Origin of the sequence: Tepidimonas sp. (genome assembly GCF_046292505.1) — a bacterium.
Taxonomy (GTDB): Bacteria; Pseudomonadota; Gammaproteobacteria; order Burkholderiales; family Burkholderiaceae_C; genus Tepidimonas.
Map to the genome: position 1 here is coordinate 1 of NZ_JBKBQX010000016.1, position 25569 is coordinate 25569.

Here is a 25569-nt window from a genome sequence, read left to right on the forward strand (position 1 = left end):
ACCGGTGAAGTGCCCCTGCTTGCCCAGCGGCACCGGCGGCCCCTCGTGCAGCAGGTTGCCGCTCGGCAGTTCGTTGCTGCCCAGGCTGGCGTAGGCGAACAGCGTGCCGATGCCGCCTTCGATGTCGATCCAGCCGTCCTGGCGCGTCGCGCCGGTGTGGGCCGAGACGGCGTACAGCGCTTCCTTGCGCTCGATCAGAAACTTGGCCAGCGCCTTCAGGCGCGCGGCGCGCTGCTGGAAGTCCAGCCGCAGCAGCGCCGCCTGCGCCCGGCGCGCGTGCGCCAGCGCCTCGGCGAAGTCGATCGGCTCGGCGTGCGTGGCCGCCACCGGGCGGCCGTTGACGGCGCTGGCCAGCCTCTGCGCCGGGGTGTGGCCGAACCAGCGGCCGGCGATGTAGCTCTGCAGGACGGGGGTGTCGTTCATCGGGGTCGTGCTCTCACTCGAAAACAGAAACATGCGGGGCGCCGCGCCGGGCCCGGCGCGGACACAGCGGGTGGGGTGTCAGGCGGCAGGCGTGGACGGGGCGGCCGGCTCGGCGGCACGGTGGCCGCCCAGGCCCAGGTAGGTCTCGACGATGCGGCGGTCGTGCAGCAGGTCCTCGGCAGCGCCGTGCAGGGCGATGGCGCCCATCTCCAGCACGTAGCCGCGGTCGGCGATCTGCAGCGCGGCGCGGGCGTTCTGCTCGATCAGCAGCACCGACACGCCGACCTCGCGCAGCCGCGCCACGGTCTGCAGCACCTCGCGCACGATCAGGGGGGCCAGGCCCAGCGAGGGCTCGTCCAGCATCAGCAGGCGCGGCTTGGCCATCAGCGCGCGGCCGATCGCCAGCATCTGGCGCTCGCCGCCGGACAGCGTCGCCGCCATCTGGGCCCGGCGCTCGCGCAGGCGCGGAAAGATCGCGAACACCTCCTCCATCCGCTCGCGCTGCGTGCGGTCGCCGCGGCGCCAGCGCGCAAAGCCGCCCAGCAGCAGGTTGTCCTCCACCGACATCTCGCCGAACAGCTCGCGCTTCTCCGGCACCAGCGCCACCTGCCGCGCCACCATGCGCTCCACGCTCGGACGCGGCACCACCTCGCCGGCCACGGCCAGCTCGCCGCGCGACGGCAGCAACCCCATCGCGGCGTTGAGCAGCGTGGTCTTGCCCGCGCCGTTGGGGCCGATGACGGTGACGATTTCGCCCTCGTGCACGTCGAGGTCGACCTGGTGCAGCGCCTCCACCGGCCCGTAGGAGACGGAAAAGCCACGCAGGCGCAGCAGTGGCGGACGTTCGGCGGCGCTCATGCCACGCTCCCCAGCCCGTCGTCGCCCAGGTAGGCCGCCAGCACGCGCGGATCGCGCTGCACCTCGGCCGGTGTGCCGCGCGCGATCACGGTGCCAAAGTCCAGCACCGTGATGCGGTCGGCCAGGTTCATCACGAATTCCATGTCGTGCTCCACGATCAGGATGCCCAGCCCCTCGCGGCGCAGCTGATCCAGCAGTCGGGCGAGCGCCTGTTTTTCCAGATGGCGCAGGCCGGCGGCCGGCTCGTCCAGCAGCAGCAGCGCCGGCTGGCCCGCCAGCGCCCGGGCGATCTCAACGACGCGCTGCTGCCCTAAAGCGAGCGAGCCCGCCGGCGTGTGCGCGTGCTCGGCCAGCCCGCAGCGCTCGATCTGGCGCATCGCCTCCGCGAGCAGCGCCGCCTCCTCATGGCGGTCGAGCCGCAGCATGCTGGCCAGCCAGCCGCGCCGCCCGCGCAGGTGCGCGCCCAGCGCGACGTTGTCCAGCACGCTGCGCTGCCCCAGCAGCCGCACGTGCTGGAAGGTCCTCCCCAGCCCCAGGGCGGCGAAGTCCCGAGAGGGTCGCCCGACCATGGGCTGCCCCAGCAGCCGCACCTCCCCCTCGGTGGGGTCGTCCACGCCGGAGATCATGTTGAAGAAGGTGCTCTTGCCGGCGCCGTTGGGGCCGATCAGCGCGTGCACTTCGCCGGCACGCACGTCCAGCGACACCTGGCTGTTGGCCACCAGGCCGCCAAAGCGCTTGGTGACGTCGCGTGCCTCGATCAGCACCGTACCGACGGCGGGCAAGGCACGGCCCGGCAAGGCAGCCGGCGCCGGCAGCTTGCGCGGCGGAGCCACCACGCCCGCCCGGCGCGCCCAGCCGGCCAGCGTGGGCCACAGCCCGTCCGCGTAGCGCTGCAGCACCAGCATCATCAGCAGGCCAAAGACGATCACCTCGAAATTGCCGCTCATGCCAAACAGCTTGGGCAGCCAGTCTTGCAACTGCTCCTTGAGCAAGGCGATCAGCGTTGCGCCGAGCAGCGCCCCCCACAGGTGCCCGCTGCCGCCCACCACCGCCATGAACAAATACTCGATCCCGATGTTCAGATTGAACGGCGTGGGGTTGACGAAGCGCTGCAGGTGCGCATACAACCAGCCCGACACCGCCGCCAGCAGCGCCGCCAACACGAACACCTTGATGCGCTGGCGCGCCGTGTCCACGCCCATGGACTCGGCCATGACGCGGCCGGTCTTGAGCGCGCGGATGGCGCGCCCCTCGCGCGAATCGAGCAGGTTGTGCAGCGCCCACACCGCCAGCAGCAGAATCGCCCAGATCAGGATGCCCAGCGCGCGCGGATCGGCCAGCGACACGCCCAACAGCGTCAGCGGGGCGATGCCAGTGACTCCGGTGTGCCCGCCCAGAAAGCCCAAATTGCCGAACAGGAAATACAGGCTCAGCCCCCAGGCGATGGTGGCCAACGGCAGGTAGTGCCCCCCCAGGCGCAGCGTCACCGCACCCAGCCCCCAGGCCACCCCGAAGGTCAGCACCACCCCAAGGACCAGCCCCACCCACGGCAAAGCCTGCGGGGGCAGGCCGGACAGGGCGGCAGCCACGTCGGGCGATGTGCAGACCCAGGCCGTCGCATAGGCCCCCAGGCCCACGAAGGCGGCCTGACCAAACGAGGTCATGCCCCCCACACCGGTCAGCATGACCAGCCCCAGCGCCACCAGGGCGTGCAGCCCGATGTAGTTGAGCAGGGTGATGGTGAAATCGGGCAGGAAACCCCAAGCGGCGGCCAGCGCCAACACCAGGCCGAGCGTCACCCAGCGGGGCGATACCCCAACGCCGGTGGTCGCGGGCGCGGCGGCGGCGACGTGGGGGGCGCGGGTTTCGGCGCTCATTCCTCGTCCTCCACATGGTGGCTGCGCAGCGAGCGCCACAGCAGCACGGGGATGATCAGTGTGAACACCAGCACCTCCTTGAAGGCGCTGGCCCAAAACGACGCGAAGGCCTCGAGCTGCCCCACCAGCACCGCGCCCAGCAGGGCAGCCGGGTAGCTGGCCAAACCACCGATGATCGCGGCGACGAAGCCCTTGAGGCCGATCAAGAAGCCCGTGTCGTAGTAAATGGTCGTGATGGGCGCGATGAGCAACCCGGACACCGCCCCGATCAGCGCCGCCAGGGCAAAACTCAGATCGCCGGACAGCTCGGTGGGAATGCCCATCAGGCGCGCGCCGACGCGGTTGATCGCCGTGGCACGCAGCGCTTTGCCGAGCAGCGTGCGCTCGAAGAACACGAACATCGCCACCACCAGCAGCCCGGTCACGCCCAGCACCACCAACGACTGTCCGCTGACGGGCACGCTGCCGAGGTCGAACCGCGCCTCGGAAAACGGCGGCGTGCGCGAGCCCTCGGCGCCAAAGAACCACAGCCCCAGTCCCATGAGCACGCCATGCAGCGCGACCGAGACGATCAGCAGCACCAGCACCGTGGCGTGCGACAGCGGCCGAAACGCCAGCCGATAGGTCAACGGCCCCAAGGGCGTCACCAACAGCAGCACGGTCAGCGCCTTGCCCACCAGCGTGGTCGGCTGCCACCAGACGGCCAGCGCCGCCAGCGCCGGCAGCACGCCGCACCACAGACCGGTGGACCACCAGTCCACCTGCCCGCCGCGCCGCTGGCGCCACGCCTCCACGGCCAGCGTCGCAGCCGCCATGGCCAGCAGCAGCCACAGGGTCGCGGGGGTGCCGCCGGCCTGCAACACCGCCATCGTGAGCGCGCCATAGGCCACCAGCTCGCCCTGCGGGACGAAAATCACCCGCGTCACGGAGAACACGAGCACGAGCGCCAGTGCCATCAGGGCATAAATGGCACCGTTGATGATCCCGTCCTGGCCCAGGAACAGGGCGATTTGCAGATCCATGGGGTCACACCACAGCACCGGCGGCTGGCGCCGCCGGCAAGGTCAACGGAACACCCGTGCGCACGGCATCCGCGATGGCGGCGCGCCCGGGGCGAGGGCTCAGGGCTGGTACTTCCAGGTGCCGTTTTCGACTTTGACCATCACGCGGGCGCGCTGGTCCAGGCCGGCATGGTCGGTGGGCGACATGGTGAAGATGCCGTGCGCACCGGCCACGTTCTTCAGGCCTTCCAGCGCATCGCGCAGCGCGGCGCGGAACGCCGGCGTGCCCGGCTTGGCCTTCTTGAGCGCCTCGGGCGCCGCGGCGGCGAGCAGCAGGCCGGCATCCCAGGCGTGGCCGCCGAAGGTGCTCACCGAACCCTGGCCGTAGGCGCCTTCATAGGCCTGCACATAGGCCTGCGCCGACTTCTTGACCGGGTGGTCGTTGGGCAACTGACTGGCCACCAGCATCGGGCCCGCGGGCAGCAGCGTGCCTTCGCAGTCCTTCCCGCAGACACGCAGGAAGTCGTTGTTGGCCACGCCGTGGGTCTGGTAGATCTTGCCGTTGAAGCCGCGCTCCTTGAGGGTCTTTTGCGGCAGGGCAGCGGGGGTGCCGGAGCCCGCGATCAGCACCGCATCGGGCCGCGCCGCGACGATCTTGAGCACCTGTCCGGTCACCGAGGTGTCGGCGCGGTTGTAGCGCTCATTGGCCACGATTTGCAGCTTCTTGACGCCAGCGGCCTTGACGAACTCCTGATACCAGCCTTCGCCGTAGGCGTCGGCAAAGCCGATGAAGGCCACATTGCGCACCCCGTTGTCGGCCATGTGGGTGGCAATCGCCATGGCCATCAGAATGTCGTTCTGCGGCGTCTTGAACACCCAGCGCTTCTTGGCATCCACCGGCTCGACGATGCGCGCCGAGGCGGCCATGGAGATCATGGGCACCTGCGCCTCGGCCACGACGTCGATCATGGCCAGCGAATTGGGCGTGATGGTGGAACCGATGACGACATCGACCTTGTTTTCGCTGATCAGCTTGCGCGTGTTGGTGACGGCCGCGGTGGTGTCGCTGGCGTCGTCGAGCACGATGTAGTTGACCTTCTCGCCGCCGATGGTTTTGGGCATGAGAGAGATGGTGTTCTTCTCCGGGATGCCGAGCGAGGCCGCGGGCCCGGTGGCCGAGACGGTGACGCCGACCGTGATGTCGGCCCAGGCGGCGCCGGTCAGGCCAGCGGCGGCGACCAAAGCGAGCAAGCGTTTGCGCAGGGTCATGAAAAGTCTCCTCGGGTGGGTGGGGAAATCGGCCGGCGGTGCGGGCCGGTCAGCAATGCTTGTAACATGCACTATCGTGCATGTCAACGCTCGTCGAAACTGAGCACCAGGCGCTCGGTCACCGGGTGCGATTGGCAGGTGAGCACGAAGCCGCGCGCCACCTCGTCGTCGGTCAGGCCGAAGTTGCGCTCCATCGTCACGCGGCCTTCCAGCACCTTGGCGCGGCAGGTGCTGCACACCCCGCCTTTGCAGGAGTAGGGCAGGTCCAGCCCGGCCTCCAGCGCGGCATCCAGCACCGCCTCGCCGGCACCGATGGGCACCTCGTGCTGCTTGCCGTCCAGCACCACGATGGCCTGGGCGGCGGCCTGCGCCGGCCGGCGCCCCCCCGCGGCATCGACATCGGCCTGCACCTTGGCGGCGTGCGCCGCACCGGTGGTGAAGCGCTCGGTGCGGATGCGCTGTGGGGGCACGCCCGCGGCCAGCAGCGCCTGCTCGGTGGCCTGGATCATCGCCTCCGGGCCGCAGATGAAGACCTCGTCCATGCTGGCCGGTGGCAGCAGCGCGTCCATGATGGCGCGCACCTTGGCCTCGTCCAGCCGGCCCTGCAGCAAGTCCACCTCCTGCGCCTGACGCGACAGCACGTGGATCATGGTGAAGCGGTCGGGATAGCGGTCCTTGAGGTCCTGCAGCGCCTCGTTGAACATGATGGTCGCCGTGCGCCGGTTGCCGTAGACCAGGGTGAACTTGGACTCGGGTTGCTCCTCCAGCGTGCTGGCGGCAATGGACAGGATGGGCGTGATGCCCGAGCCGGCGGCAAAGCCCACGCGGTGCAGCGCGCGCGGGCGCTGCACCGTGAAGCGCCCCTCCGGCGGCATCACCTCCAGCCGCTGTCCCGGCCGCAGCGCCGTGGCCGCCCAGTTGGAAAAGCGCCCACCCTGGACGGGCCGGATGCCGACCTCCAGCTCGCCCTGGCGTTCCAGGCGCGAGCGCGGGCTGCAGATGGAGTAGTTGCGGCGCAGCTCCTGCCCGTCCAGGCGGGTGCGCAGGGTCAGGTACTGCCCGGGCTCGAAGCGGAAGGTGTCGCGCAGCGGGCCCGGGATGTCGAAGGTGACGGCCACGGAGCCGGCGGCCTCGGGGCTGACGCGCTTGACGGTGAGTTCGTGGAAATGGGGAACGCTCATGGAACCCTCGACGGTCGGTGGGTGGTCAATGGGGCTTGAAGTGGTCGAACGGCTCGCGGCAGTCCAGGCACTGCCACAGCGCTTTGCAGGCGGTGGAGCCGAAGTGCGACACCTCGCGGGTGTGGGTGGAGCCGCAGCGCGGGCAGGCGACCGGATCGGGCGCGCGCGGCACGAAACGCACGATGCGCTCGCCCGGGCCGGTCCCCTCGGCGCTGCAGCGGCCCGGCGGGGCGATGCCGTAGGCGCGCAGCTTGTCGCGCGCCGCCTCGGTCATCCAGTCCGTCGTCCAGGCGGGGGCGAGCTGCGTGGTCACGCGGGCCGGCACGCCCAGCCGCTGCAGGGTGGCGCGCACGTCGTCCTCGATCTGCCCCATGGCCGGGCAGCCGCTGTAGGTGGGCGTGATGACCACTTCGACCAGCGCCGGATCGTCGGCGGCGGGACGCACATCGCGCAGAATGCCCATCTCCGCCAACGTGACGACGGGAATCTCGGGGTCCGTCAGACCATCGAGGGCGGCGCGCACGCGCTCGATCGACTCGGCGTTCACGGGCAGGGCGGCGGTCGACATGGCCGGAGCGGGATTCACCAAACCGCACCGGGATGGGCACGCGCCACCGACTGCATCTCGCCCAGCAGGTAGCTCAGGTGCTCGGAGTGCAGGCCGTTCTTGCCCTGGGGCACATACCCCTGATCGGACGGGATGCGCAGCGTGGCCTCTTGCAGGGTGTCGGCGACGGTGGCACGCCAGACGTCCCGCAGCCCGGCCACCTCGACGCCGACGCCGGCCTCCACCGCCGCGCGCTCGAAGTCGCTCGCCGTCCAGAACTCCTGCGTATAGGGCATCAGGTGGTCGAAGGCCGCCTGCATGCGCGCGTGCGACTCCTGCGTGCCGTCGCCCAGGCGCACCACCCATTCGCTGGCGTGGCGCAGGTGGTAGCGCGCCTCCTTGAGCGACTTGGCGGCGATGGCGGACAGCGGCTCGTGGCGGCTGGCCTGCAGCGCGTCCCACAGCGGCACCATCAGCGCGCTGTACAGGAAGTTGCGCGCCAGCGTCACGCCCCAGTCCATGTCGCCCTGCGCGTAGCCGACGCGTGCCAGGCTGGCCGGCAGCTCCAACAGCACGTAGTTGCGAAACGCCGGCGCGTCGCGGAAATAGGCCAGCGTGTCCTCGGTGACATCGCCCCCCTGCAGACGGGCGACCTCCTGGTACAGCAGGCGCGCCTGGCCGATCAGGTCCAGCGTCTGGTTGGCCAGCGCCAGATCTTCCTCCAGAACGGGCCCGACGCCACACCACTGGCTGTTGCGTTGACCCAGCACCAGGGCGTTGTCGCCCAGGTGCAGCAGGTAGTCGACCAGCACGGTCGTGTCGGTGGCCACGGCGTCCATCACATGTGCCCCACTTCTTCGGGGATGTCGTAGAAGGTCGGGTGGCGGTAGATCTTGTCGGCCGCCGGCTCGAAGAACTCACCCTTGTCGTTGGGTCGGCTGGCGACGATCGCCGCCGAGGGCACGACCCAGATGCTGACGCCTTCCTGGCGGCGGGTGTAGATGTCGCGCGCCATTTGCAGCGCGTGCTCGGCGTCGGCGGCGTGCAGGCTGCCGCAGTGCTTGTGCTCCAGGCCCTGCTTGCTGCGCACGAAGACTTCCCACAGCGGCCAGTCTTTGAGGGCCGGGGTGGCTTTGGCAGACGCATCCGCGCCCGCGGGGGTGACGGGTTGGCTCATCGGGGGACTCCTTGGGTCGCTCGGGTCGATGACGGGGCGCCGGCGCTCAGGCGGCGGCCTTCAGATCGCGCTCGCGGCGCTTGCGGGCATGGGCCAAGGCGCCTTCGCGCACCCAGGCACCGTCCTCGTGCGCCTTGACACGGGTGGCCAGGCGCTCCTTGTTGCAGGGGCCGTGGCCGTTGACGGTGCGCCAGAACTCGTCCCAGTCGATCTCGCCGAAGTCGTAGTGGCCGCGCTCGGGGTTCCACTTCAGCTTCGGGTCCGGCAGCGTCACGCCCAGCACCTCGGCCTGCGGCACGGTGGCGTCGACGAACTTCTGGCGCAGCTCGTCGTTGCTGATGCGCTTGATGCCCCAGCGCATGCTCTGCTCGCTGTGCACGCTGGCGCTGTCGGGCGGGCCGAACATCGCCAGGCACTTCCACCACCAGCGGTCGACGGCGTCCTGCACCATGCGGCGCTGCGCCTCGGTGCCACGCATCATCGTCAGCAGCAGCTCGTAGCCCTGGCGCTGGTGGAAGCTCTCCTCCTTGCAGATGCGGATCATCGCGCGCGCATACGGCCCGTAGCTGCAGCGGCACAGCGGGATCTGGTTCATGATCGCCGCACCGTCCACCAGCCAGCCGATGACGCCGACGTCGGCCCAGTTGAGGGTCGGGTAGTTGAAGATCGAGCTGTACTTGGCGCGGCCGGTGAGCAGTTGCTCGATCAGCTCGGCGCGGCTGACGCCCAGCGTCTCGGCCGCCGAGTAGAGATACAGGCCGTGGCCACCCTCGTCCTGCACCTTGGCCAGCAGGATGGCCTTGCGCTTGAGGCTGGGCGCGCGCGTGATCCAGTTGCCCTCCGGCAGCATGCCCACCACCTCGCTGTGGGCGTGCTGGCTGATCTGGCGCACCAGGGTCTTGCGGTAGGCCTCGGGCATCCAGTCCTGCGGCTCGATGCGGCCGTCGGCGTCGATGCGCGCCTGGAAGGCGTCCAGCTTGTCGGCCGGCTCGTCGGGCTGGATCGGCTGGACCTTGGCCGAGGCCGGGTCGGGGATGCTCAGCGCTTGGGTGTACATGGTGGGTCTCCGGTGGCGGAAGGGGCGGCGGCGTCAGGCGGTGCGGGGGCGGTCGTCCTGCACCCGCTTGGCCTTGCCGGTCTGGGTGCGCGGCAGTGCGTCGGCATCCAGCACCGTGACGCGGGTGCTGACACCGATGAAGGTCTTGATGCGGTGCTGCAGCTCGCGGCCGATCGCCACGCGCTCGGCGTCCGAGAGGCGTCCGCTCAGATGGCGCTGCAGCTCGCAGCGCACTTCCAATTGATCCAGATGGCCGTCGCGCGTCAGCACCAGCAGGTAGTTGCCCGACAACTGCGCGTCGCGCAGGATCTGCTCCTCGATCTGCGTCGGAAACACGTTGACGCCGCGCAGGATGATCATGTCGTCGGTGCGGCCGGTGATGCGGTCCATGCGGCGGAAGCTGCGCGCGGTGGGCGGCAGCAGCCGCGTGCGGTCGCGCGTGCGGTAGCGGATGATGGGCATCGCCTCCTTGGTCAGCGAGGTGAAGACCAGCTCGCCCTCCTCGCCGTCGGGCAGGACCTCGCCGGTGTCGGGGTCGATGATCTCGGGGTAGAAGTGGTCCTCCCAGATCACCGGCCCGTCCTTGGTCTCGATGCACTCGTTGGCCACACCTGGGCCCATCACCTCGGACAGGCCGTAGATGTCCACCGCGTCCAGCCCGAGCTTGCGCTCGATCTCGGCGCGCATGCCCTCGCCCCACGGCTCGGCGCCGAAGATGCCGACCTTCAGCGGAATCTGCTCCGGCGCGATGCCCAGCCGCTCGAACTCCTCGGCGATCACCAGGGAGTAGGAGGGCGTGACCATGATGATGTCGGGCTTGAAGTCCATGATCAGCTGCACCTGGCGCTCGGTCTGCCCGCCCGACATCGGAATGACGGTGCAGCCCAGCCGCTCGGCGCCGTAGTGCGCCCCCAGCCCGCCGGTGAACAGGCCGTAGCCGTAGGCGACGTGCACGATGTCGCCGGCGCGACCGCCGGCGGCGCGGATCGAGCGCGCCACGAGGTTGGCCCAGGTGTCGATGTCGCGCTGGGTGTAGCCGACGACGGTGGGCTTGCCGGTGGTGCCGGACGAGGCGTGGATGCGCACCACCTGCCCCCGCGGCACGGCGAACATCCCGAACGGGTAGTTGTCGCGCAGGTCGGCCTTGGTGGTGAACGGAAACTTGGCCAGGTCCGCCAGCGTCTTGAGGTCGTCCGGATGGACGCCGGCGGCGTCGAACTTGGCGCGGTAGTGCGGCACGTTCTCGTAGGCGTGGCGCACGCTCCACTTCAGGCGCTCGAGCTGCAGCGCCGCGATCTCGTCGCGGCTGGCGGTCTCGATCGGCTCCAGATCGCCGGGGCGCGGGGCTTGGACGGGCATCGGGGTCTCCAGGGGGGAAGTCTCGGAAAAAGGCCGCGCCGCATCAGCGCGAGCAGGATGCGGCACCGTCGGCCGCCTGGGCCAGCCCGGCGATCACCTCGCCGCTGAGCCGGTAGCTTTTGCCGCGAAACAGGGCCACGGTGCGCCCGCCCCGCACGCGCACGGTGATGTCGTACACCCCCGTGCGCCCCGCCAGCGAGCGCTCGACGGCCTCGGCCTCCAGCACGTCGCCCTCACGCGCCGGCGCCAGAAAGTCGATGTGGCAGGCCGACGCCACCGTGTTGTGGTTGTAGCTGTTGCAGGCATAGGCAAAGGCGCTGTCGGCCAGCGTGAAGATCAGACCGCCGTGGCAGATGGCGTGGCCGTTGACCATGTCGCGCCGCACGGGCATGGACAGCACGGCCCGGCCCGGTGCGATGGCGTCGAGGCGCATGCCCAGCGCCTGGGTGGCGTGGTCGCGGGACCACATGGCGGCCCCGACCGCTTCGGCCAGGGCCTGCGGGTCGGTGGCGGGAGAGGCGGCGTCGACGCTCATCGTGATACAAAAATCGTGGCGCGAATTTACAATTCAGTATCAATGAAAGTCGACCCTGTGCGCATCAGGGTTTACCCGAAACCCTGCGGCGGTCCCAGCGGCGCGATCACGCCCTCACGCCAGACGCGGCGCGCCCAGGGAGCATTCGTCCTCCGTGGGCTCGAAGCGCTGCCACAGCCAGTTGGCCGCGCCCGGCACGTGGCCGTCGGCCAGGTGCAGCCGCTCGTCCAGGTGTTGTTCGGCCGGGGCGAGCAGCAGCCGGTACAGGCGCCGGCAGACGTGGCGCGCACGCTCGCCGGGCCAGTCACGCGGCAGCAATTCCTCGGGCAACTGGGGGTCGCGCAGCAACAAACGCCGCCAGTCGTGGATGAGCAGCGTGCGCCCCAGAAAGGCCGGCGCGGGTGCGGGGGGGCCGTGCGCCTCCAACTGCGCCACGAGCGGGGCATACCGCGCCACGAAGGCCGCGTAGTCGCCTGCCAGCGCCTCCAGGTTCCACGCCTGGCGCACCAGGTCGCGGTCGGGGGCGGTGCCGCGCAGGGGCAGGCGCTCGGCACGCAGGGGCAGCAGGTCGGCGCGGCGCTCGCCCAGCCCGTCGGCCTGCAAGGCCTCGAAGGTCGCGCCCACGTCCGCGCTGGGGTGCACGAAGATACCCCCGGGCAGCTCGCCATAGCCCTGCCAAAACAGCGACCGGCGCAAGCGCTCACGGTCGCGCGGCGACAGCGCGCCGGTGACCAGCAGCAGCCGCCAGTGCAAGTCCCAGCGCGGGGCGCGCGCGGCATAAATCTGGCGCGACGCTTCCTCGAAGCGGGCACGCCCCGCGGCGGTGAGCATGTAGTCGGTGCGCCGGCCGCAGGCCTGGTTGACCAGCCAGCCGTCCTGCACCAGCCGGTAGACGGCCGTGCGCACCAGGCGCTCGTTGATGCCCAGCGGCTCCAGCAACTGGATCAGGCTGCCCAACCACAGGCGCGCGCCGCGCGGCAGCACGGCGTCGCCAAACACCGAGATGATCAGCGAGCCCGCGTGAACACGGTCCAGATGGGTGAAGGACTCGATGCGCGCCTGCAGCGCATCGGGGGCGGGCGAAGCGGGCGCGGCCGGCGCCGCCACGGAACGGGAGCGGGACATGCCCGCGATGGTAGCGCCGGCCCGCAGGGCGTCAGGCGTCGACGCGCAGCGCCCCTTCGGCGCGGCCCTTGCCGGCACGCGCCGGCGGCTTGCACAAACCGCACACGTAGTGGCGGGCGTTGACGTAGGGGTCGGCGACGAAGTGCCCGCCGCAGCAGGTGCAGCGCGTGCGCACCAGCATGCCGGCGTCCATGAAGCGGCTCAGCCGCCAAGCGCGGGTGAAGCTCAGCAGCGGCTCGATGCCGCAGACCTGCATCTGCTCCTCGTACAGGCGGTAGGCCTTCATGATGGCGTCGATGTCGTCCAGCGCCACGGTCTTGAGCAGCGACTGGCGGATGTTCTCGAACAGCGAGGCGTGGATGTTGGGCTGCCAGGCCAAAAACCAGTCCGTGGAAAACGGCAGTTGCCCTTTGCTCGGCGAGCGGCCGGTGACCTCTTTGTACAGCCGCAGCAGCTTCTCGTACGACAGGTTGGTCTCGCTCTCCAGCACCTGCAGGCGCGCGCCCAGACCGATGAGGGCGACGGCGCGCTCGATGTCGCGGCTTTCGTGGACGATGCTGCGGGCGGGCGACTTGCGGACGGCGGCGGTGGTCATGGCGGGGCTCCGGGCGAACGAGGGGGCAGGGGGTGAGCGGGCGGCGGTCAGACGTTGGCGAGGCGGCCGGCCATCAGGATGCTGGCGTGCAGGCGCTGCGCGGCCTCGCCCACCGAACGTTGGGGGGCGTGGCTGCTGGTCAGCAGCTTCCAGACCATGTCGTCGTCCGCCTGGAAGCGGCACAGCAGCGTGTTGTGGCTGGCCAGCTTGACGATCTGCGCCGGCGACAGGGCGGCGAGCAGATCGGCCGACTCCTCGCTCAGGCCCAGGCGGAAGGTGGCCTCGGCTTTGTCGGCGCGGATCAGGCGCTGCGCGAGCATCAGGTAGGTCAGATTGGCCTCGCGGATCTCGGCCAGCAGTTGCTCGCGGTCGGTCTCGTTCAGGGCGGCGGTGGCGGTCATGGCAGCACTCCTTTTCGTCGGTTGGCACGCCCCGGGCCGGGGGGGGTTTAACACAGCCCGAAAAGCGTCGGTTCGTTGAAAAGGATTGTGAAAACCCGCCTCCTTTGCTTGAATCGGAAGGTGTCTGTTCGCCGTGTCGGCCTCCGTCAGGCCCCTTGTCGGAAAAATTCCGACACGCGCCCTTCCGCTGACGGACATGGGCGCTTGACACCCCTGGGATTGGTTCTATGGTTTCGACGCGGTGTTCGGTCAGGTGCTGCGCGTGTTCAACCAGACCATGATGCGGGTGTGAACACGACCGGTCAGCCCGGTTCCCCGCGCTGCATGCGCTCGCTCTTCCAGTACACGTCGTCGCCCCCATGCATGCGGTTGAGCACCCGCGCCAGCACGAACATCAGATCGCTCAGGCGGTTGAGGTACTGCCGCGGCGCATCGTGGATGGCCTCCTCCTGCCCCAGGGCGACCACGCTGCGCTCGGCGCGGCGGGCGACGGTGCGGCACACGTGCGCCTGCGCGGCGGCGCGGGTCCCCGCGGGCAGGATGAACTCCCGCAAGCGCGGCAATTGGGCGTTGTAGCACTCCAGCGCCTCGTCCAGGGCCAGCACCGCCTCGGGTTTGAGCAGCTCGAAGCCCGGCACGCTCAGCTCGCCGCCCAGGTTGAAGAGCTGGTGCTGGATCTCCACCAGCACCGCGCGCACATCGGCCGGCATGTCCTCGCACAGCAGCAGGCCGATGTGGGAGTTGAGCTCGTCCACATCCCCCATGGCATGCACCCGCAGGCTGTTTTTGCTGACGCGCTGGTTGTTGCCCAGCCCCGTGGTGCCCCCGTCGCCGGTGCGGGTGGCGATTTGCGTGAGTCGATTGCCCATGACTGTTGCCCCTTCGTGCACGGTCCAAGCCGATAATCCCGGCATTATCGGAAACCCGCCTGGCACCGTCCCACCGCCGCTGGAGAGCCCATGAACGCCCCTTTGTCCGCCCCCCTGCTGCCCGACGTGCAGCCGCGGCCGCTGCCGGCCGACGCCCTGGCCGCGTTGCAGGCCCGGTTTCAGGCGCGCTGCTCGACGGCGCTGGCCGTGCGCGAGCAGCACGGCCGCGACGAGTCGGCCTACACCCACATCCCGCCTCCGGCGGCGGTGGTGTTTGCCGAGTCGACCGCGGACGTGGCCGATGCGCTGCGCATCGCGGCGCAGTGGCGCGTGCCGGTCATCCCGTTTGGCGTGGGCTCATCGCTGGAGGGGCACCTGCTGGCCGTACAAGGCGGCATCAGCCTGGACGTCAGCCGCATGAACCAGGTGCTGGCCGTGCGCCCGGAGGACCTGACCGCCACCGTACAGCCTGGGGTGACGCGCAAGCAGCTCAACGAGGCCATCAAACACCTGGGGCTGTTCTTCCCCATCGATCCGGGTGCGGATGCGTCCATCGGCGGCATGGCCGCCACGCGCGCCAGCGGCACCAACGCCGTGCGCTACGGCACCATGCGCGAGAACGTGCTGGCCCTGGAGGTGGTGACCGCCGGCGGCGAGGTGCTGCGCACGGGCACGCACGCGCGCAAGAGCAGCGCCGGCTACGACTTGACGCGCCTGTTCGTGGGCAGCGAGGGGACGCTGGGCGTGATGACCGAAATCACCGTGCGCCTGTACCCGCTGCCCGAGGCGATTTCGGCCGCCATTTGCTCCTTCCCCAGCGTGGAGGCGGCGGTGCGCACCACCATCGCCATCATCCAGATGGGCATCCCCATCGCGCGCTGCGAGCTGTTGGATGCGCGCACCGTGCGTGCCGTCAACGCCCACAGCAAGGTGGGCCTGCGCGAAGAGCCCATGCTGCTGATGGAGTTCCACGGCTCGCCCAGCGGCGTGCAGGAGCAGGCCGAGATGGTGCAGGCCATCGCCGACGAGCACGGCGGCCAGGCCTTCGAGTGGGCCACCACGCCCGAGGAGCGCACGCGCCTGTGGACGGCGCGCCACAACGCCTACTTTGCCGGCGTGCAAAGCCGCCCGGGCTGCCGCGCCATCACCACCGACGCCTGTGTGCCGATCAGCCGGCTGGCCGACAATGTGCTGGCCGCCGTGGCCGAAGCGGACGCGGCCGGCATCCCCTATTTCATGGTCGGACATGTGGGGGACGGCAACTTCCACATGGGCTATCTGATCGACCCGGATGACATGGCCGAGCGCGCCGCCGCCGAGCGGTTGAACCAGGCGCTGGTCGAGCGCGCGCTGGCCAGCGGCGGTACCTGCACGGGCGAGCATGGCGTGGGTCTGCACAAGATGGGCTTCCTGCGGGCCGAGGCCGGTGACGGCGCGCTGGCGCTGATGCGCGCGATCAAGGCGGCGCTGGACCCGCACGACATCCTCAACCCCGGCAAGATCGTCGCGCGCTGACGGCGCGCCCCTACCATGCGGCCCCCGCCCCCTTCCTCGCCCGACGGCACCGTGCGCCGGCAACGGCTGGCGCTGTGGGTGGTGGCGCTGTACGCCACGCTCGCCGCCCTGTGGATCACGCTGTCGGACACCCTGCTGTCGTGGTGGTTTCCCGACCCCGAGACCCTGGCGCGGGCCAATCTGCTCAAGGGGTGGGCGTTCGTCGCGCTGACTTCGGTGGCCCTGTATGCGCTGTTGTACCGCTGGTCCACCGCCAGCACGGAAGACCGGTCGAACGGCGAACCGCTGGCGCGCGTCATCCCCCGCTGGGGCGTGGGACTGCTGATCGGCACGGTGCTCGGCGTCACCGGCATCACGCTGGCGTAGCGCTACCAGCAGGCGCAGCACCAGGCAGCCGTCCACCTGGGGCTGATGCTGCAGGCCAAGCAGACGCAGTTGACCGATTGGCACGAGGAGCGCCTCAACGATGCCCGGCTGCTGTCGCAGCGCCGGGTGCTGCGGGAAGGCTGGGACAGCTGGCGCGAAGCGCCTGATGCCCCCCCACCCCTGGCGATGCGGCATGCGCTCGAGCAGGTGCTGGAGCATGGCCGCTACCGCGCCGCGGGGATCGTCGACGGACAGGGCCACGCCCTCTGGGTCGGTGCCGCCCCGCCCGATCCGCAGGGCCTCATCCCCCAGGCGGCCACGCGCGTGCTCGATACCGGTTCGACGGCGCGCGCCTGGATCGATGCGGACGGCCGCTGGCAGTGGATTTTCGTGATCAACCTGGCGGGCATGACCCATCCGGCCGCGCTGGTGCTGGCCTTCGACGACGTCAGCACCCTGCCCGCCTTGCAGCCGTGGCAGGATGCCCCCACCGGCGACATCGCCACTGCCTTGGCGCGGCGCGATGGCGACCGCGTGCTGGTGCTGGACGTGACACGGCCCAAGGCGAGCGCCGTCATCCCGCTGGAGGCAGGCGACCACCCCGCCGTGCGCATGGTGTTGCGCACGGCCCCGCCCGAGCGGCCGCTGTCGGCCCGGGACCCCGTCGCGGGCGAAGTGGCAGTCGTCGGACAACCCGTGCTGGACGGCACGTGGCACTTGCTGATCTGGCAGCCGGTGGCGCAGATCCGCGCCGCAGCCCTGCGGGGGGCCGAGACGACGCTGCTGGCCGCGCTGCTGGCCATCTTTGGCACGGTGGTGGGCGTGCGCCTGTTCGACGAACGCGCACGGCTCGCTCAGGTGCAGACCCATGCCGCGGCGCTGCGCGAGGTGAGCGACCGACTCGCCGACAGCGAGCGGCGCTATCGTCTGCTGGCCGAGCACAGCGCCGACGTGGTGTGGCTCTATGACCTGCAGCAGGATCGTTTTCTGTACGTCAGCCCCTCGGTGCAGCGGCTGATCGGCCACGGTGCCCAGGACATCGTTGGCCGCTCGTTCGACACCGTGCTGACGCCAGCATCGCTGGCCCACGTGCGCGAGCGCCTGCCCCAGCGGCTCGGCGAGCTGGCCCGCGGACAGACCTCGGCCCTGATCGAGACCACCGAGCTGGATCTGCTGCACCTGGACGGCCACCCGGTGTACACCGAGACGGTGTCGACCCTGATCACCGGACCGGATGGCCGCGCGGTCCAGTTGCAGGGCGTCACGCGCGACCTGACCGCGCGGCGCGAGGCCGAAACCTACATCCGCCTGCTGTCGCAGGCCGTCGAGCAAAGCCCGGCCGCGGTGCTGATCACCGATGCGCAGGCGCGCATCGAGTACGTCAATCCGGCGTTCGAGCGCATCAGCGGCTACACGCTGGCCCAAGTGCGCGGGCACAACCCGCGCCTGCTGTCGTCGGGCCGCATGCCGGCCGAGACGTGGCAACTGGACATCTCGGCCCAGCGCGACGCCGAGGCCAAGGCCCACCAGCTCGCGTGGTTCGACCCGCTGACGGGGCTGCCCAACCGCGCCCGCACGCTGGACCGGCTGGAGCAGGTGTTGGCCGGGGATCGCCGGCACCAGCGGCATCGTGCCCTGCTGCTGCTCAACATCGACCGCTTCAAGACGTTCAACGAAGCCCTGGGCCACGCCAGCGGCGATGTGCTGCTGCAGCAACTGGCCCAGCGGCTGCGGGCGGCAGCTCCGCGCGCCGATCTGCTGGCCCGCCTGGGCGGGGACGAGTTCGCCCTGCTCACCCCGGGCGTGGACGGCGGGCCCCTGGCCGCGTCGCGCGCCGCGCAGGATGTTTCCGAGCGCATCCACACCGCGCTGCAGGACGCCTTCACCCTGGACTGCGCGCAGGCCTGGGCCGATGCCGGGTCTGCAGGGGATACCGCGCCGGTCAACATCACGCTCAGCATCGGGATCGCCGTACTGCCCGCCGATGGCGACGACACCCCGCTGGATGTGCTGCGGCGCGCCGACACGGCCCTGCGCCGCGCCAAGGAACGCGGCGGCCACCAGAGCGTGTTTTTCGACGATGCCATGGGGGCGGCGGTGGCGCGGCGCTTCACCATCGAGCAAGAGCTGCGCCGCGCCCTGGCCGCCGACGAACTGCGGCTGTACCTGCAGCCGCAGGCCGATGCCCAGGGCCACTGGCGCGCGGCCGAGGCCCTGGTGCGTTGGCAGCATCCGGTGCGCGGGTTGGTGCCGCCGGCCGAGTTCGTGCCCGTGGCCGAAGGCTGCGACCTGATCGAGCCCCTGGGCCATTGGGTGCTGCAGGCCGCCTGCACGCACCTGGGTCAACTGGCCCGCGCGGGCACCCGCCTGCCCATCGCGGTCAACGTCAGCCCGCGCCAGTTCCACCGGCCGCACTTCGTGCAGGAGGTGCTGGACGCGCTGCGCACCCACGGCGCCGCGGCGACCGATCTGGTGCTGGAGGTGACCGAGGGCGTGGTCGTGGAAGACATCGACGCCGTCATCGAGCGCATGCTGGCCCTGACGCGGGAGGGGGTGCGCTTCTCGATCGACGACTTTGGCACCGGCTACTCGTCACTGTCCTACCTGAAGCGGCTGCCGATCCAGGAAATCAAAATCGACCGCAGCTTCGTGCACGACGCCCCGAACGATCCGGACGACGCCGCGCTGGTCGAAGCCATCGTCGCCGTGGCCGAGCGACTGCGGCTGCGGGTGGTGGCCGAGGGGGTGGAGACGGCCGAGCAGGCGGCGTTTTTTGGCCGCTGGCCGCATGTCCTGCAGCAGGGCTATCTGCACGGCCGGCCCGAGGCGGCCGAGTCGGTGTTGGCGCGCTGGCGTGCAGCTCAGGCGGACGAAACGGCGGCCGACTCGGGAGGCATGGCGTAGCCCCACACCGGACGGCCGTCCGGGCAGCGCCAACACACCGCCGGCGTCCAGCCCGGCACGTCGAACTCCAGGCTCACCAGCCAGGCGCCGGGCTTCAACTCGGCCAAGGCCTTGGCCGCCGCGCGCGGCATGGTCTCCGGGCGCTGGAACAGGTACACCATGTCGTAGGCCGACCAGTCCGCCGCCCAAAAATCGCCATGGCGCACCTGCGCGGCAGGGCAGCGCATGCCGGCCAGCAGGCGCAGCACCCAGGCGCGCTCGATGCCGGTCAGGCGCGCGTCCGGATAGGCGCGCTCCAGCGCCAGCAGGCCGTCGCCCAGGCCGCAGCCGGCATCCAGGATATGGGCGCGCGGGGGCAGCCAGATGGCCTCGCGCAGCCCGTCCAGGGCCCCCAACGGGGTCGGGTACAGGGGCGCATCGCGCCACGCCCGCCAGGGGTAGAGCGCCAGTGCCGCCAGCAGCAGCAACGCCCACACCCAGGCCGGCGGCAGCGGCAGCACGCCGGCCGCCAGCACCCACGACAGCGGAAACCCCAGCGCCATGACCATCCGCCGCATCGGCGTGCCCCCGTGGCGCACCGCCCACAGCATGGCCAGCAGGGCGGCGATGCCGAAGGCTTCGGCCACCGGGCGCTGCAAGCCCATGCGCAGGGCGGCGTATCCGGCCCAGGCGGCCAGCCACAGCGCCAGCGCCGGCAGGGGCCAGCGGTCGGACGCGGGCGTGGCGCGGCGCGGCTTCACCCGTGCAGCCCGCGCAGCCGCTCGATCAGGCCATTGAGCTCATCGAGCGAGCTGAAGGCGATCGCCAGCTCGCCCTGCTCCTGCACGCGGCCGCCGCGCTTGACGCGCTTTTTCACCCGGACCTCGACCTCGGCGGCCAGCAGTTCGGACAGCTCCTCCTCCACCCGGCGCACGTCGCGCGATTTTTCGGCCTTGGGGCGCGGAGGCGTGAGCGCAAACTCGGCCGCCAGGCGCTTGACCAGCGACTCGGCCTCGCGCACCGACAGGCCCTTGGCGGCGATTTGGTGCGCTGCCGTGATCTGCGTCGCGCGGTCCAGGCTCAGGAGGGCGCGCGCATGGCCCATGTCCAGGTCGCCGGCCATCAGCATGGTCTGCACCGGCTCGGTCAACTGCAGCAGTCTCAGCAGGTTGGTCGCCGCGCTGCGCGAGCGGCCGACGGCCTGCGCCGCCTGCTCGTGGGTCAGGCCAAACTCCTTGATCAGGCGCTGCAGGCCCTGCGCCTCCTCCAGCGGGTTGAGGTCCTCGCGCTGGATGTTTTCGATGAGCGCCATCGCCGCGGCCGCCTCGTCGGGCACCTCGCGCACCAGGACGGGCACCTCCTCCAGCCCCGCCAGTCGCGCGGCCCGAAAGCGCCGCTCGCCGGCGATGATTTCGTACACCGGGCGCGCGCCGCGCGTGCCGTCCTCCGCGAAGGGCTGCCCGGCCACGCTGGCATGCCAGGCCGCCAGCCGCTGCGCCCCCACATCGTCGGCGAGTCGGCGCACCAGCACCGGCTGCATCACCCCCTGGGCGCGGATGCTTTCGGCCAGTTCGTACAGCGCGCCCTCGTCCATGCGCGTGCGGGGTTGGTACGCGCCGGGCACCAGATCGCTCAAGCGCAACTGGCGCGGGGTGTCGGCGCGCGGAGCCTCGGCCTCGACCGTGGGGCCGAGCAGCGCCTCCAGGCCGCGACCCAGTCCTTTGGGTTTTTTATTCACCATGGTTCGTGTCCGTGTCATACAGGGTGTCAGGCCCCGGGCGCGGCATTGCGCCACGGGGCGATCCAGTCCAGGGCCTCGGACCAGTCGCCCAGGCCGGATTCGGCGTTCAGGTGGCCGCGCGCGCCGGCGTCGATGAAACGGCTGCCCCAATCCGCGGCCAGGGCCTGCGCGCGCGCGAAGCGGCAATAGGGATCGTCGCGGCTGGCCACCAACACGCTGGGAAACGGCAACGCCCGGCGCACGATCGGCGCCCAGCCGGGCAGGTGCGCGGCCAAATCGGGCTGCTCCACGTCCCCCGGCGCCACCAGCAGCGCACCGCGCACGCGGCCGGTATGGCGCGAGTGCGCCGCCCACGCCGCCGTCAGAATGCAGCCCAGGCTATGCGCCACCAGCACCACCGGCCCGGGCGCATCGCCCACCACATCTTCCAGCCGCGCCATCCAGTCGCCGCGCCGGGGCGTCCGCCAATCGTGCTGCTGCACGCGCACAAAGCCGTGCCGCTGCTCCCAGAGGGTCTGCCAGTGTTGCGGGCCGCTGCTCAGCCATCCCGGCAGGGTCAACACCTGCACTGCCATGTTCGCCCCGGGTCAGAACCGTTCGACCCGCGCCACCATCTCGCGGGCAAAGTCGACGAAGGCCTTGGAGCCACGGGCCGACGGGTCGAACACCACGCCGGGCATGCCGTAGCTCGGCGCCTCGGCCAGCCGCACATTGCGCGGAATGACGGTGTCGAACACCTTGTCGCCAAAGTGCCCCTTGAGCTGCTCGCTGACCTGCTGCTGCAGCGTGATGCGCGCATCGAACATCACCCGCAGCAGACCGATCAGCTTGAGGTCGCGGTTCAGGTTGGCATGCACCTGCTTGATGCTGTTGACCAGATCGGACAAGCCCTCCAGCGCGAAGTATTCGCACTGCATGGGCACGATGACGCCGTGCGCCGCGCACAGGCCGTTGAGGGTGAGCAGGCTCAGCGACGGCGGACAGTCGATGAGCACGAAGTCGTAGTCGCCTTGCACCGCGGCCAGGGCGTCGCGCAGGCGGTGTTCGCGCTGTTCCAGCGCCACCAGCTCGACCTCGGCGCCGGCCAGTTCGCGGTTGGCGCCCAGCACGTCGTAGCCGGCCGCCTCGCTGCGGCGTGCGGCATCGCGCACGGTGGCGGTGCCCAGCAGCACCTCGTACACGGTCGGCGCCAGGGTGCGCTTGTCCACGCCCGAACCCATGGTGGCGTTGCCCTGGGGATCCAGATCCACCATCAGCACCCGCTGGCCCACCTGGGCCAGCCCGGCCGCCAGATTGACCGTGGTCGTCGTCTTGCCGACCCCGCCTTTCTGGTTGGCAATGCAGAACACACGCGCCATGCTCAGCCCTCCTCCCCCTTCCGGTCACCGCTCATTTGGACAGCGCCAGCTTCAAACCAAAACCCACGAGCAGCGTGCCCGCCACCCGATTGAGCCACGAGGACAGCCGCGGACTGGCGCGCAACCGCTCGGCCAGCCGGTGCGTCAAGCCCACGACGACCACCCCATAGGCGAACGTCAGCGCCGCGATCGTGGCCGCCATGACGCCAAAGGTCACCAGCCCCTGGTGCCGCGCGGGATCGACGAACAGCGGAAAAAAAGCCATGTAGAACACGATCGCCTTGGGGTTGAGCAGGGTGATCATCAGGCTTTGCCGAAAGTACTGCCCAGCGCGCAGGTGCAGCACCGGCGCCGCACCCGGCCGCGCGCGCAGCATGCGCACCCCCAACCAGGCCAGATAGGCCGCCCCCAGCCACTGCACGGCCTCAAAAGCTGCCGGATAGGCCAGCAACAGCGCCGCCACACCGGCCACGGCCAGCCACATCAGCACCTGGTCCCCGGCGATGACACCAAGCGTGGCGGCCAGCCCACCCCGAACGCCCCCTTTGCCGGTGGCGGTGACGAGCGCCAGATTGCCCGGTCCCGGGATGGCCAGAAACACCAAAATGGCGACGACGAAGGCACCGTAATCGGCAATACCGAACATGGCTGATCCCGCAGGCTGAACAGGCAAGGCGGCGATGCCACACGCACCGCGCCGGAGGGTCGGAGTTTACGGGGATTCTGTGCGCACGGGCCGCATCCAGACCAGGCAGCGCTCGGCATCCAGCCCCGGCACGATCAGCGGTTCCACGTGAAACACCTCGACATCGGCCGGCAGAGCAGCCATCTCGTCGCGGGGGACGCGCCCCTTCATCGCCATCCAGACCCCTCGCGGGGCCAGCGCCGCGCGCGACCAGGCCGCGAAATCGGCCAGCGACGCGAAAGCGCGCGAGCAGATCAGGTCGAACGGCCCTGTCAACGACTCCACGCGGGCATGCACCCCGCGCAAGTGGGACAGGCGCAGACTGGCCGCCACCTGGCTGACGAACGCCGCCTTTTTGGCCACGGCGTCCACGCAGGTCACCTGCAGATCGGGGCAGGCAATGGCCAGCACGACACCGGGCAACCCGCCACCGGACCCGACGTCGAGGACGCGAACCGGCGCCGCCTGCGCCCCTGCCGGTGCCTGATCAGGCACCGGCGGCAGGCTCAGCCGGCGCCGCAACGGCGCGACCACCGCCAAGCTGTCCAGCAGGTGGTGGGTCAGCATCTCGGCCGGCGCGCGCACGGCAGTCAGGTTGTACACCCGGTTCCACCGCGCCAAAGCCTCCATGTAGTCCAGCAACTGGCGCACAGCCGCATCCGGCAGGACCAGGCCCAAAGCCGCCAACCCCTCCCGCAGGGCGGATTCCAGCGCATCCGACGTCATGCGGCGCGCGCCTCGCCGGACGCCACCTCGGGCGCGTCCTGCGGCCCGGCAGCGAACGCCCCCTCAAAGCCCTTGAAGCGACCGCGCTTCAAATGGATCAAGAGCAGCGAAATCGCTGCCGGTGTAATGCCTGAAATGCGCGCCGCCTGCCCCAGGGTTTCCGGCCGATGCTTCTGCAGCTTTTGCCGCACCTCGATGCTCAGCGCCGTCACCTGCATGTAGTCCAGGTCAGCGGGCAGCTTCAGATGCTCGTAGGCGGCGGTGCGCTGCACCTCGTCGCGCTGGCGCTCGATGTAGCCAGCGTACTTGGCGCCGATCTCCACCTGCTCGACCACCGCGGGATACAGATCGGCCAGCGTTTCACGTGAAACATCTCCGCCGGCAAAGCGCCCGCCTCCCAGCGACATCAGCGCCGCGTAGCTCACGCCGGGTCGGCGCAGCAGGTCGAACAAGTTGTACTCGTGGTCGATGCCTTTGCCCAGCACGCGCTCGGCCTCCGCCGCCGAGACGATGCGCGGGTTGATCCAGGTGGACTTCAGCCGCTCGGTTTCACGTGAAACCGCATCGCGCTTGCGGCAAAAAGCGTCCCAGCGGGCATCGTCCACCAACCCCAGGCGGCGCCCCGTCTCCGTCAGGCGCAGGTCGGCGTTGTCTTCGCGCAGTTGCAGCCGGAACTCGGCCCGGCTGGTGAACATGCGGTACGGCTCGGTCACGCCCTTGGTGATCAGGTCGTCCACCAGCACGCCCAGGTAGGCCTCGTCGCGCCCCGGCACCCACGGCTCGCGCTCCAGCACTTGCAGCGCGGCGTTCACGCCAGCAAACAGACCCTGCGCGGCGGCCTCCTCGTAACCGGTGGTGCCGTTGATCTGCCCGGCAAAAAACAACCCCCGGATGGCCTTGGTCTCGAAGGTCGAGCGCAGCGCCCGCGGGTCGAAGTAGTCGTACTCGATCGCGTAGCCGGGGCGCAGGATGTGCGCGTTCTCCAGCCCCGCGATGGAGCGCACGAGCGCATACTGAATATCGAAAGGCAGGCTGGTGGAAATGCCGTTGGGGTACACCTCGTGCGTGTCCAGCCCCTCCGGCTCCAGAAAGATCTGGTGGCTGTCCTTGTCCGCAAAGCGGTTGATCTTGTCCTCCACGCTGGGGCAATAGCGCGGCCCGACGCCCTCGATCTTGCCGGTGAACATCGGGCTGCGATCAAACCCGCTGCGAATGATCTCGTGCGTGCGGGCATTGGTGTGCGTGACCCAGCACGGCACCTGCGCGGGGTGCATCTCGGGTCGCCCCAGAAAGCTGAACACCGGCACCGGTTGGTCCTCGGTGTCGGAACCCGGCATGCCGTCGCCGGGCTGCACCGTGCAGCGCGACCAGTCGATGGTGCGGCCATCCAGCCGGGGCGGCGTGCCCGTCTTGAGCCGCCCCTGGGGCAGTTGCAGCTCCTTGAGGCGCGCGGACAGGCTGATCGCCGGCGGATCGCCCGCGCGGCCCGCGCTGTAGTGCTGCAAACCGACGTGAATCTTGCCATCCAGAAAGGTGCCGGCGGTCAACACGACGGCGCGGGCGCGAAAGCGCAATCCGATCTGCGTCACCGCCCCGACCACCCGGTCGCCTTCCACCATCAGGTCGTCCACGGCCTGCTGGAACAGCCACAGATTGGGCTGGTTTTCCAGCCGGCGTCGGATCGCGGCCTTATACAGCTTGCGGTCGGCCTGCGCCCGGGTGGCGCGCACGGCCGGGCCTTTGCTGGCGTTGAGGATGCGAAACTGGATGCCCCCCTCGTCGGTCGCGATGGCCATCGCGCCGCCCAGGGCGTCCACCTCCTTGACCAAGTGCCCCTTGCCGATGCCGCCGATGCTGGGGTTGCAGCTCATTTGCCCCAACGTCTCGATGTTGTGGGTCAGCAGCAGCGTGCGGCAGCCCATGCGGGCCGCGGCCAGCGCGGCCTCGGTCCCGGCGTGGCCGCCGCCGACGACGATGACATCGAACTCTTGGGGATACAGCATGGACCGAAGGCTCCAGCG

26 protein-coding genes are annotated in these 25569 nt (G+C 70.3%); 3 read left to right on the plus strand and 23 right to left on the minus strand.

Annotated features, from left to right (window positions below):
• From ACK4TH_RS08060 to ACK4TH_RS08135, 16 genes are all read right to left on the minus strand, one after another.
• The coding region (locus ACK4TH_RS08060; RefSeq protein ID WP_409624824.1) for an aldehyde dehydrogenase family protein at positions 1-423 on the minus strand (423 nt) is incomplete at its 3' end.
• 78 nt (positions 424-501) lie between these two features.
• A complete protein-coding gene (locus ACK4TH_RS08065; RefSeq protein WP_409624827.1) occupies positions 502-1281 on the minus strand; it encodes an ABC transporter ATP-binding protein in 780 nt (259 codons plus the stop codon).
• Positions 1278-3158: an ABC transporter permease subunit gene (locus tag ACK4TH_RS08070; protein ID WP_409624830.1), complete on the minus strand. Its 1881-nt coding sequence runs from the start codon at positions 3156-3158 to the stop codon at positions 1278-1280. Before ACK4TH_RS08070 ends, ACK4TH_RS08065 begins: the two co-directional genes overlap by 4 nt.
• Positions 3155-4180, minus strand: coding sequence for a branched-chain amino acid ABC transporter permease (locus ACK4TH_RS08075; RefSeq protein WP_409624833.1), 1026 nt, complete (start codon positions 4178-4180; stop codon positions 3155-3157). The genes ACK4TH_RS08070 and ACK4TH_RS08075 overlap by 4 nt, the downstream gene beginning before the upstream one ends.
• A 99-nt stretch (positions 4181-4279) precedes the next feature.
• Positions 4280-5428: an ABC transporter substrate-binding protein gene (locus tag ACK4TH_RS08080; protein WP_409624836.1), complete on the minus strand. Its 1149-nt coding sequence runs from the start codon at positions 5426-5428 to the stop codon at positions 4280-4282.
• An 83-nt stretch (positions 5429-5511) separates the two neighbouring features.
• Positions 5512-6609: a 1,2-phenylacetyl-CoA epoxidase subunit PaaE gene (gene paaE, locus ACK4TH_RS08085; RefSeq protein WP_409624839.1), complete on the minus strand. Its 1098-nt coding sequence runs from the start codon at positions 6607-6609 to the stop codon at positions 5512-5514.
• Positions 6610-6634: 25 nt separating this feature from the next.
• The gene (gene paaD / locus ACK4TH_RS08090) at positions 6635-7177 is read right to left on the minus strand and encodes a 1,2-phenylacetyl-CoA epoxidase subunit PaaD (RefSeq protein WP_409624842.1); all 543 of its coding nucleotides are present in this window, start codon (positions 7175-7177) and stop codon (positions 6635-6637) included.
• Between the two features lie 14 nt (positions 7178-7191).
• Positions 7192-7995 carry a 1,2-phenylacetyl-CoA epoxidase subunit PaaC gene (gene paaC / locus ACK4TH_RS08095; RefSeq protein ID WP_409624845.1) on the minus strand — a complete coding sequence of 268 codons (804 nt, stop codon included), beginning with the start codon at positions 7993-7995 and terminating at the stop codon, positions 7192-7194.
• Positions 7995-8333 (minus strand): 1,2-phenylacetyl-CoA epoxidase subunit PaaB, encoded by a 339-nt coding sequence (gene paaB / locus ACK4TH_RS08100; protein ID WP_409624847.1) that lies wholly within the window; start codon positions 8331-8333, stop codon positions 7995-7997. The genes paaC and paaB overlap by 1 nt, the downstream gene beginning before the upstream one ends.
• 46 nt (positions 8334-8379) lie before the next feature.
• Complete coding sequence (paaA, locus tag ACK4TH_RS08105) at positions 8380-9390, minus strand: 1,2-phenylacetyl-CoA epoxidase subunit PaaA (RefSeq protein WP_409624850.1); 1011 nt, start codon at positions 9388-9390, stop codon at positions 8380-8382.
• 33 nt (positions 9391-9423) lie between these two features.
• The gene (paaK, locus tag ACK4TH_RS08110; RefSeq protein WP_409624853.1) at positions 9424-10749 is read right to left on the minus strand and encodes a phenylacetate--CoA ligase PaaK; all 1326 of its coding nucleotides are present in this window, start codon (positions 10747-10749) and stop codon (positions 9424-9426) included.
• Between the two features lie 43 nt (positions 10750-10792).
• The gene (gene paaI, locus ACK4TH_RS08115) at positions 10793-11284 is read right to left on the minus strand and encodes a hydroxyphenylacetyl-CoA thioesterase PaaI (RefSeq protein WP_409624855.1); all 492 of its coding nucleotides are present in this window, start codon (positions 11282-11284) and stop codon (positions 10793-10795) included.
• A 114-nt stretch (positions 11285-11398) separates the two neighbouring features.
• Positions 11399-12409 carry a phenylacetic acid degradation operon negative regulatory protein PaaX gene (gene paaX, locus ACK4TH_RS08120; RefSeq protein WP_409624858.1) on the minus strand — a complete coding sequence of 337 codons (1011 nt, stop codon included), beginning with the start codon at positions 12407-12409 and terminating at the stop codon, positions 11399-11401.
• Between the two features lie 31 nt (positions 12410-12440).
• The gene (flhC, locus tag ACK4TH_RS08125; RefSeq protein WP_409624861.1) at positions 12441-13004 is read right to left on the minus strand and encodes a flagellar transcriptional regulator FlhC; all 564 of its coding nucleotides are present in this window, start codon (positions 13002-13004) and stop codon (positions 12441-12443) included.
• Positions 13005-13051: 47 nt separating this feature from the next.
• On the minus strand, positions 13052-13405 hold the full coding sequence (gene flhD, locus ACK4TH_RS08130; protein ID WP_068608075.1) for a flagellar transcriptional regulator FlhD: 354 nt from the start codon (positions 13403-13405) through the stop codon (positions 13052-13054).
• Between the two features lie 302 nt (positions 13406-13707).
• Positions 13708-14274 carry a cob(I)yrinic acid a,c-diamide adenosyltransferase gene (locus tag ACK4TH_RS08135; RefSeq protein WP_409624865.1) on the minus strand — a complete coding sequence of 189 codons (567 nt, stop codon included), beginning with the start codon at positions 14272-14274 and terminating at the stop codon, positions 13708-13710.
• Positions 14275-14364: 90 nt separating this feature from the next.
• Between ACK4TH_RS08135 and ACK4TH_RS08140 the strand changes: the two genes are divergently transcribed.
• From ACK4TH_RS08140 to ACK4TH_RS08150, 3 genes are read left to right on the plus strand one after another with little or no spacing between them, the layout of a single operon-like run.
• A complete protein-coding gene (locus ACK4TH_RS08140) occupies positions 14365-15789 on the plus strand; it encodes an FAD-binding oxidoreductase (protein ID WP_409624868.1) in 1425 nt (474 codons plus the stop codon).
• A gap of 15 nt (positions 15790-15804) precedes the next feature.
• Entirely contained in the window at positions 15805-16155 is a 351-nt protein-coding gene (locus ACK4TH_RS08145; RefSeq protein ID WP_409624871.1) for a hypothetical protein, read from the plus strand.
• A gap of 45 nt (positions 16156-16200) precedes the next feature.
• Positions 16201-19059 carry a putative bifunctional diguanylate cyclase/phosphodiesterase gene (locus tag ACK4TH_RS08150; protein ID WP_409624874.1) on the plus strand — a complete coding sequence of 953 codons (2859 nt, stop codon included), beginning with the start codon at positions 16201-16203 and terminating at the stop codon, positions 19057-19059.
• Here ACK4TH_RS08150 and ACK4TH_RS08155 read toward each other — a convergent pair.
• From ACK4TH_RS08155 to mnmG, 7 genes are all read right to left on the minus strand, one after another.
• Positions 19017-19799 carry a class I SAM-dependent methyltransferase gene (locus tag ACK4TH_RS08155; protein WP_409624877.1) on the minus strand — a complete coding sequence of 261 codons (783 nt, stop codon included), beginning with the start codon at positions 19797-19799 and terminating at the stop codon, positions 19017-19019. The two genes, ACK4TH_RS08150 and ACK4TH_RS08155, sit on opposite strands and share 43 nt — an antisense overlap.
• A complete protein-coding gene (locus ACK4TH_RS08160) occupies positions 19796-20779 on the minus strand; it encodes a ParB/RepB/Spo0J family partition protein (RefSeq protein WP_409624880.1) in 984 nt (327 codons plus the stop codon). The genes ACK4TH_RS08155 and ACK4TH_RS08160 overlap by 4 nt, the downstream gene beginning before the upstream one ends.
• Before the next feature lie 26 nt (positions 20780-20805).
• Positions 20806-21354 carry an RBBP9/YdeN family alpha/beta hydrolase gene (locus tag ACK4TH_RS08165; RefSeq protein ID WP_409624883.1) on the minus strand — a complete coding sequence of 183 codons (549 nt, stop codon included), beginning with the start codon at positions 21352-21354 and terminating at the stop codon, positions 20806-20808.
• A gap of 12 nt (positions 21355-21366) precedes the next feature.
• A complete protein-coding gene (locus ACK4TH_RS08170; protein WP_409624886.1) occupies positions 21367-22137 on the minus strand; it encodes a ParA family protein in 771 nt (256 codons plus the stop codon).
• A 31-nt stretch (positions 22138-22168) separates the two neighbouring features.
• The gene (locus ACK4TH_RS08175; RefSeq protein WP_409624889.1) at positions 22169-22783 is read right to left on the minus strand and encodes a LysE family transporter; all 615 of its coding nucleotides are present in this window, start codon (positions 22781-22783) and stop codon (positions 22169-22171) included.
• A 66-nt stretch (positions 22784-22849) separates the two neighbouring features.
• Complete coding sequence (gene rsmG, locus ACK4TH_RS08180) at positions 22850-23548, minus strand: 16S rRNA (guanine(527)-N(7))-methyltransferase RsmG (protein ID WP_409624892.1); 699 nt, start codon at positions 23546-23548, stop codon at positions 22850-22852.
• A complete protein-coding gene (gene mnmG / locus ACK4TH_RS08185; RefSeq protein WP_409624895.1) occupies positions 23545-25551 on the minus strand; it encodes a tRNA uridine-5-carboxymethylaminomethyl(34) synthesis enzyme MnmG in 2007 nt (668 codons plus the stop codon). Before mnmG ends, rsmG begins: the two co-directional genes overlap by 4 nt.
• Between the last annotated feature and the right edge of the window lie 18 nt (positions 25552-25569).

Bases quoted from the DNA above. Each gene is read 5' to 3' on its own strand.
- paaK (WP_409624853.1), bottom strand. From the start codon at position 10,749: ATGCCCGTCCAAGCCCCGCGCCCCGGCGATCTGGAGCCGATCGAGACC.
- flhC (WP_409624861.1), bottom strand. From the start codon at position 13,004: ATGACCACCGCCGCCGTCCGCAAGTCGCCCGCCCGCAGCATCGTCCAC.
- paaI (WP_409624855.1), bottom strand. From the start codon at position 11,284: ATGAGCGTCGACGCCGCCTCTCCCGCCACCGACCCGCAGGCCCTGGCC.
- ACK4TH_RS08165 (WP_409624883.1), bottom strand. From the start codon at position 21,354: ATGGCAGTGCAGGTGTTGACCCTGCCGGGATGGCTGAGCAGCGGCCCG.
- ACK4TH_RS08175 (WP_409624889.1), bottom strand. From the start codon at position 22,783: ATGTTCGGTATTGCCGATTACGGTGCCTTCGTCGTCGCCATTTTGGTG.
- paaX (WP_409624858.1), bottom strand. From the start codon at position 12,409: ATGTCCCGCTCCCGTTCCGTGGCGGCGCCGGCCGCGCCCGCTTCGCCC.
- ACK4TH_RS08160 (WP_409624880.1), bottom strand. From the start codon at position 20,779: ATGGTGAATAAAAAACCCAAAGGACTGGGTCGCGGCCTGGAGGCGCTG.
- ACK4TH_RS08065 (WP_409624827.1), bottom strand. From the start codon at position 1,281: ATGAGCGCCGCCGAACGTCCGCCACTGCTGCGCCTGCGTGGCTTTTCC.
- paaB (WP_409624847.1), bottom strand. From the start codon at position 8,333: ATGAGCCAACCCGTCACCCCCGCGGGCGCGGATGCGTCTGCCAAAGCC.
- ACK4TH_RS08140 (WP_409624868.1), top strand. From the start codon at position 14,365: ATGAACGCCCCTTTGTCCGCCCCCCTGCTGCCCGACGTGCAGCCGCGG.
- ACK4TH_RS08150 (WP_409624874.1), top strand. From the start codon at position 16,201: ATGCTGCAGGCCAAGCAGACGCAGTTGACCGATTGGCACGAGGAGCGC.
- mnmG (WP_409624895.1), bottom strand. From the start codon at position 25,551: ATGCTGTATCCCCAAGAGTTCGATGTCATCGTCGTCGGCGGCGGCCAC.
- flhD (WP_068608075.1), bottom strand. From the start codon at position 13,405: ATGACCGCCACCGCCGCCCTGAACGAGACCGACCGCGAGCAACTGCTG.
- ACK4TH_RS08135 (WP_409624865.1), bottom strand. From the start codon at position 14,274: ATGGGCAATCGACTCACGCAAATCGCCACCCGCACCGGCGACGGGGGC.
- paaA (WP_409624850.1), bottom strand. From the start codon at position 9,390: ATGTACACCCAAGCGCTGAGCATCCCCGACCCGGCCTCGGCCAAGGTC.
- paaE (WP_409624839.1), bottom strand. From the start codon at position 6,609: ATGAGCGTTCCCCATTTCCACGAACTCACCGTCAAGCGCGTCAGCCCC.
- paaD (WP_409624842.1), bottom strand. From the start codon at position 7,177: ATGTCGACCGCCGCCCTGCCCGTGAACGCCGAGTCGATCGAGCGCGTG.
- ACK4TH_RS08075 (WP_409624833.1), bottom strand. From the start codon at position 4,180: ATGGATCTGCAAATCGCCCTGTTCCTGGGCCAGGACGGGATCATCAAC.
- paaC (WP_409624845.1), bottom strand. From the start codon at position 7,995: ATGGACGCCGTGGCCACCGACACGACCGTGCTGGTCGACTACCTGCTG.
- ACK4TH_RS08070 (WP_409624830.1), bottom strand. From the start codon at position 3,158: ATGAGCGCCGAAACCCGCGCCCCCCACGTCGCCGCCGCCGCGCCCGCG.
- ACK4TH_RS08145 (WP_409624871.1), top strand. From the start codon at position 15,805: ATGCGGCCCCCGCCCCCTTCCTCGCCCGACGGCACCGTGCGCCGGCAA.
- rsmG (WP_409624892.1), bottom strand. From the start codon at position 23,548: ATGACGTCGGATGCGCTGGAATCCGCCCTGCGGGAGGGGTTGGCGGCT.
- ACK4TH_RS08080 (WP_409624836.1), bottom strand. From the start codon at position 5,428: ATGACCCTGCGCAAACGCTTGCTCGCTTTGGTCGCCGCCGCTGGCCTG.
- ACK4TH_RS08170 (WP_409624886.1), bottom strand. From the start codon at position 22,137: ATGGCGCGTGTGTTCTGCATTGCCAACCAGAAAGGCGGGGTCGGCAAG.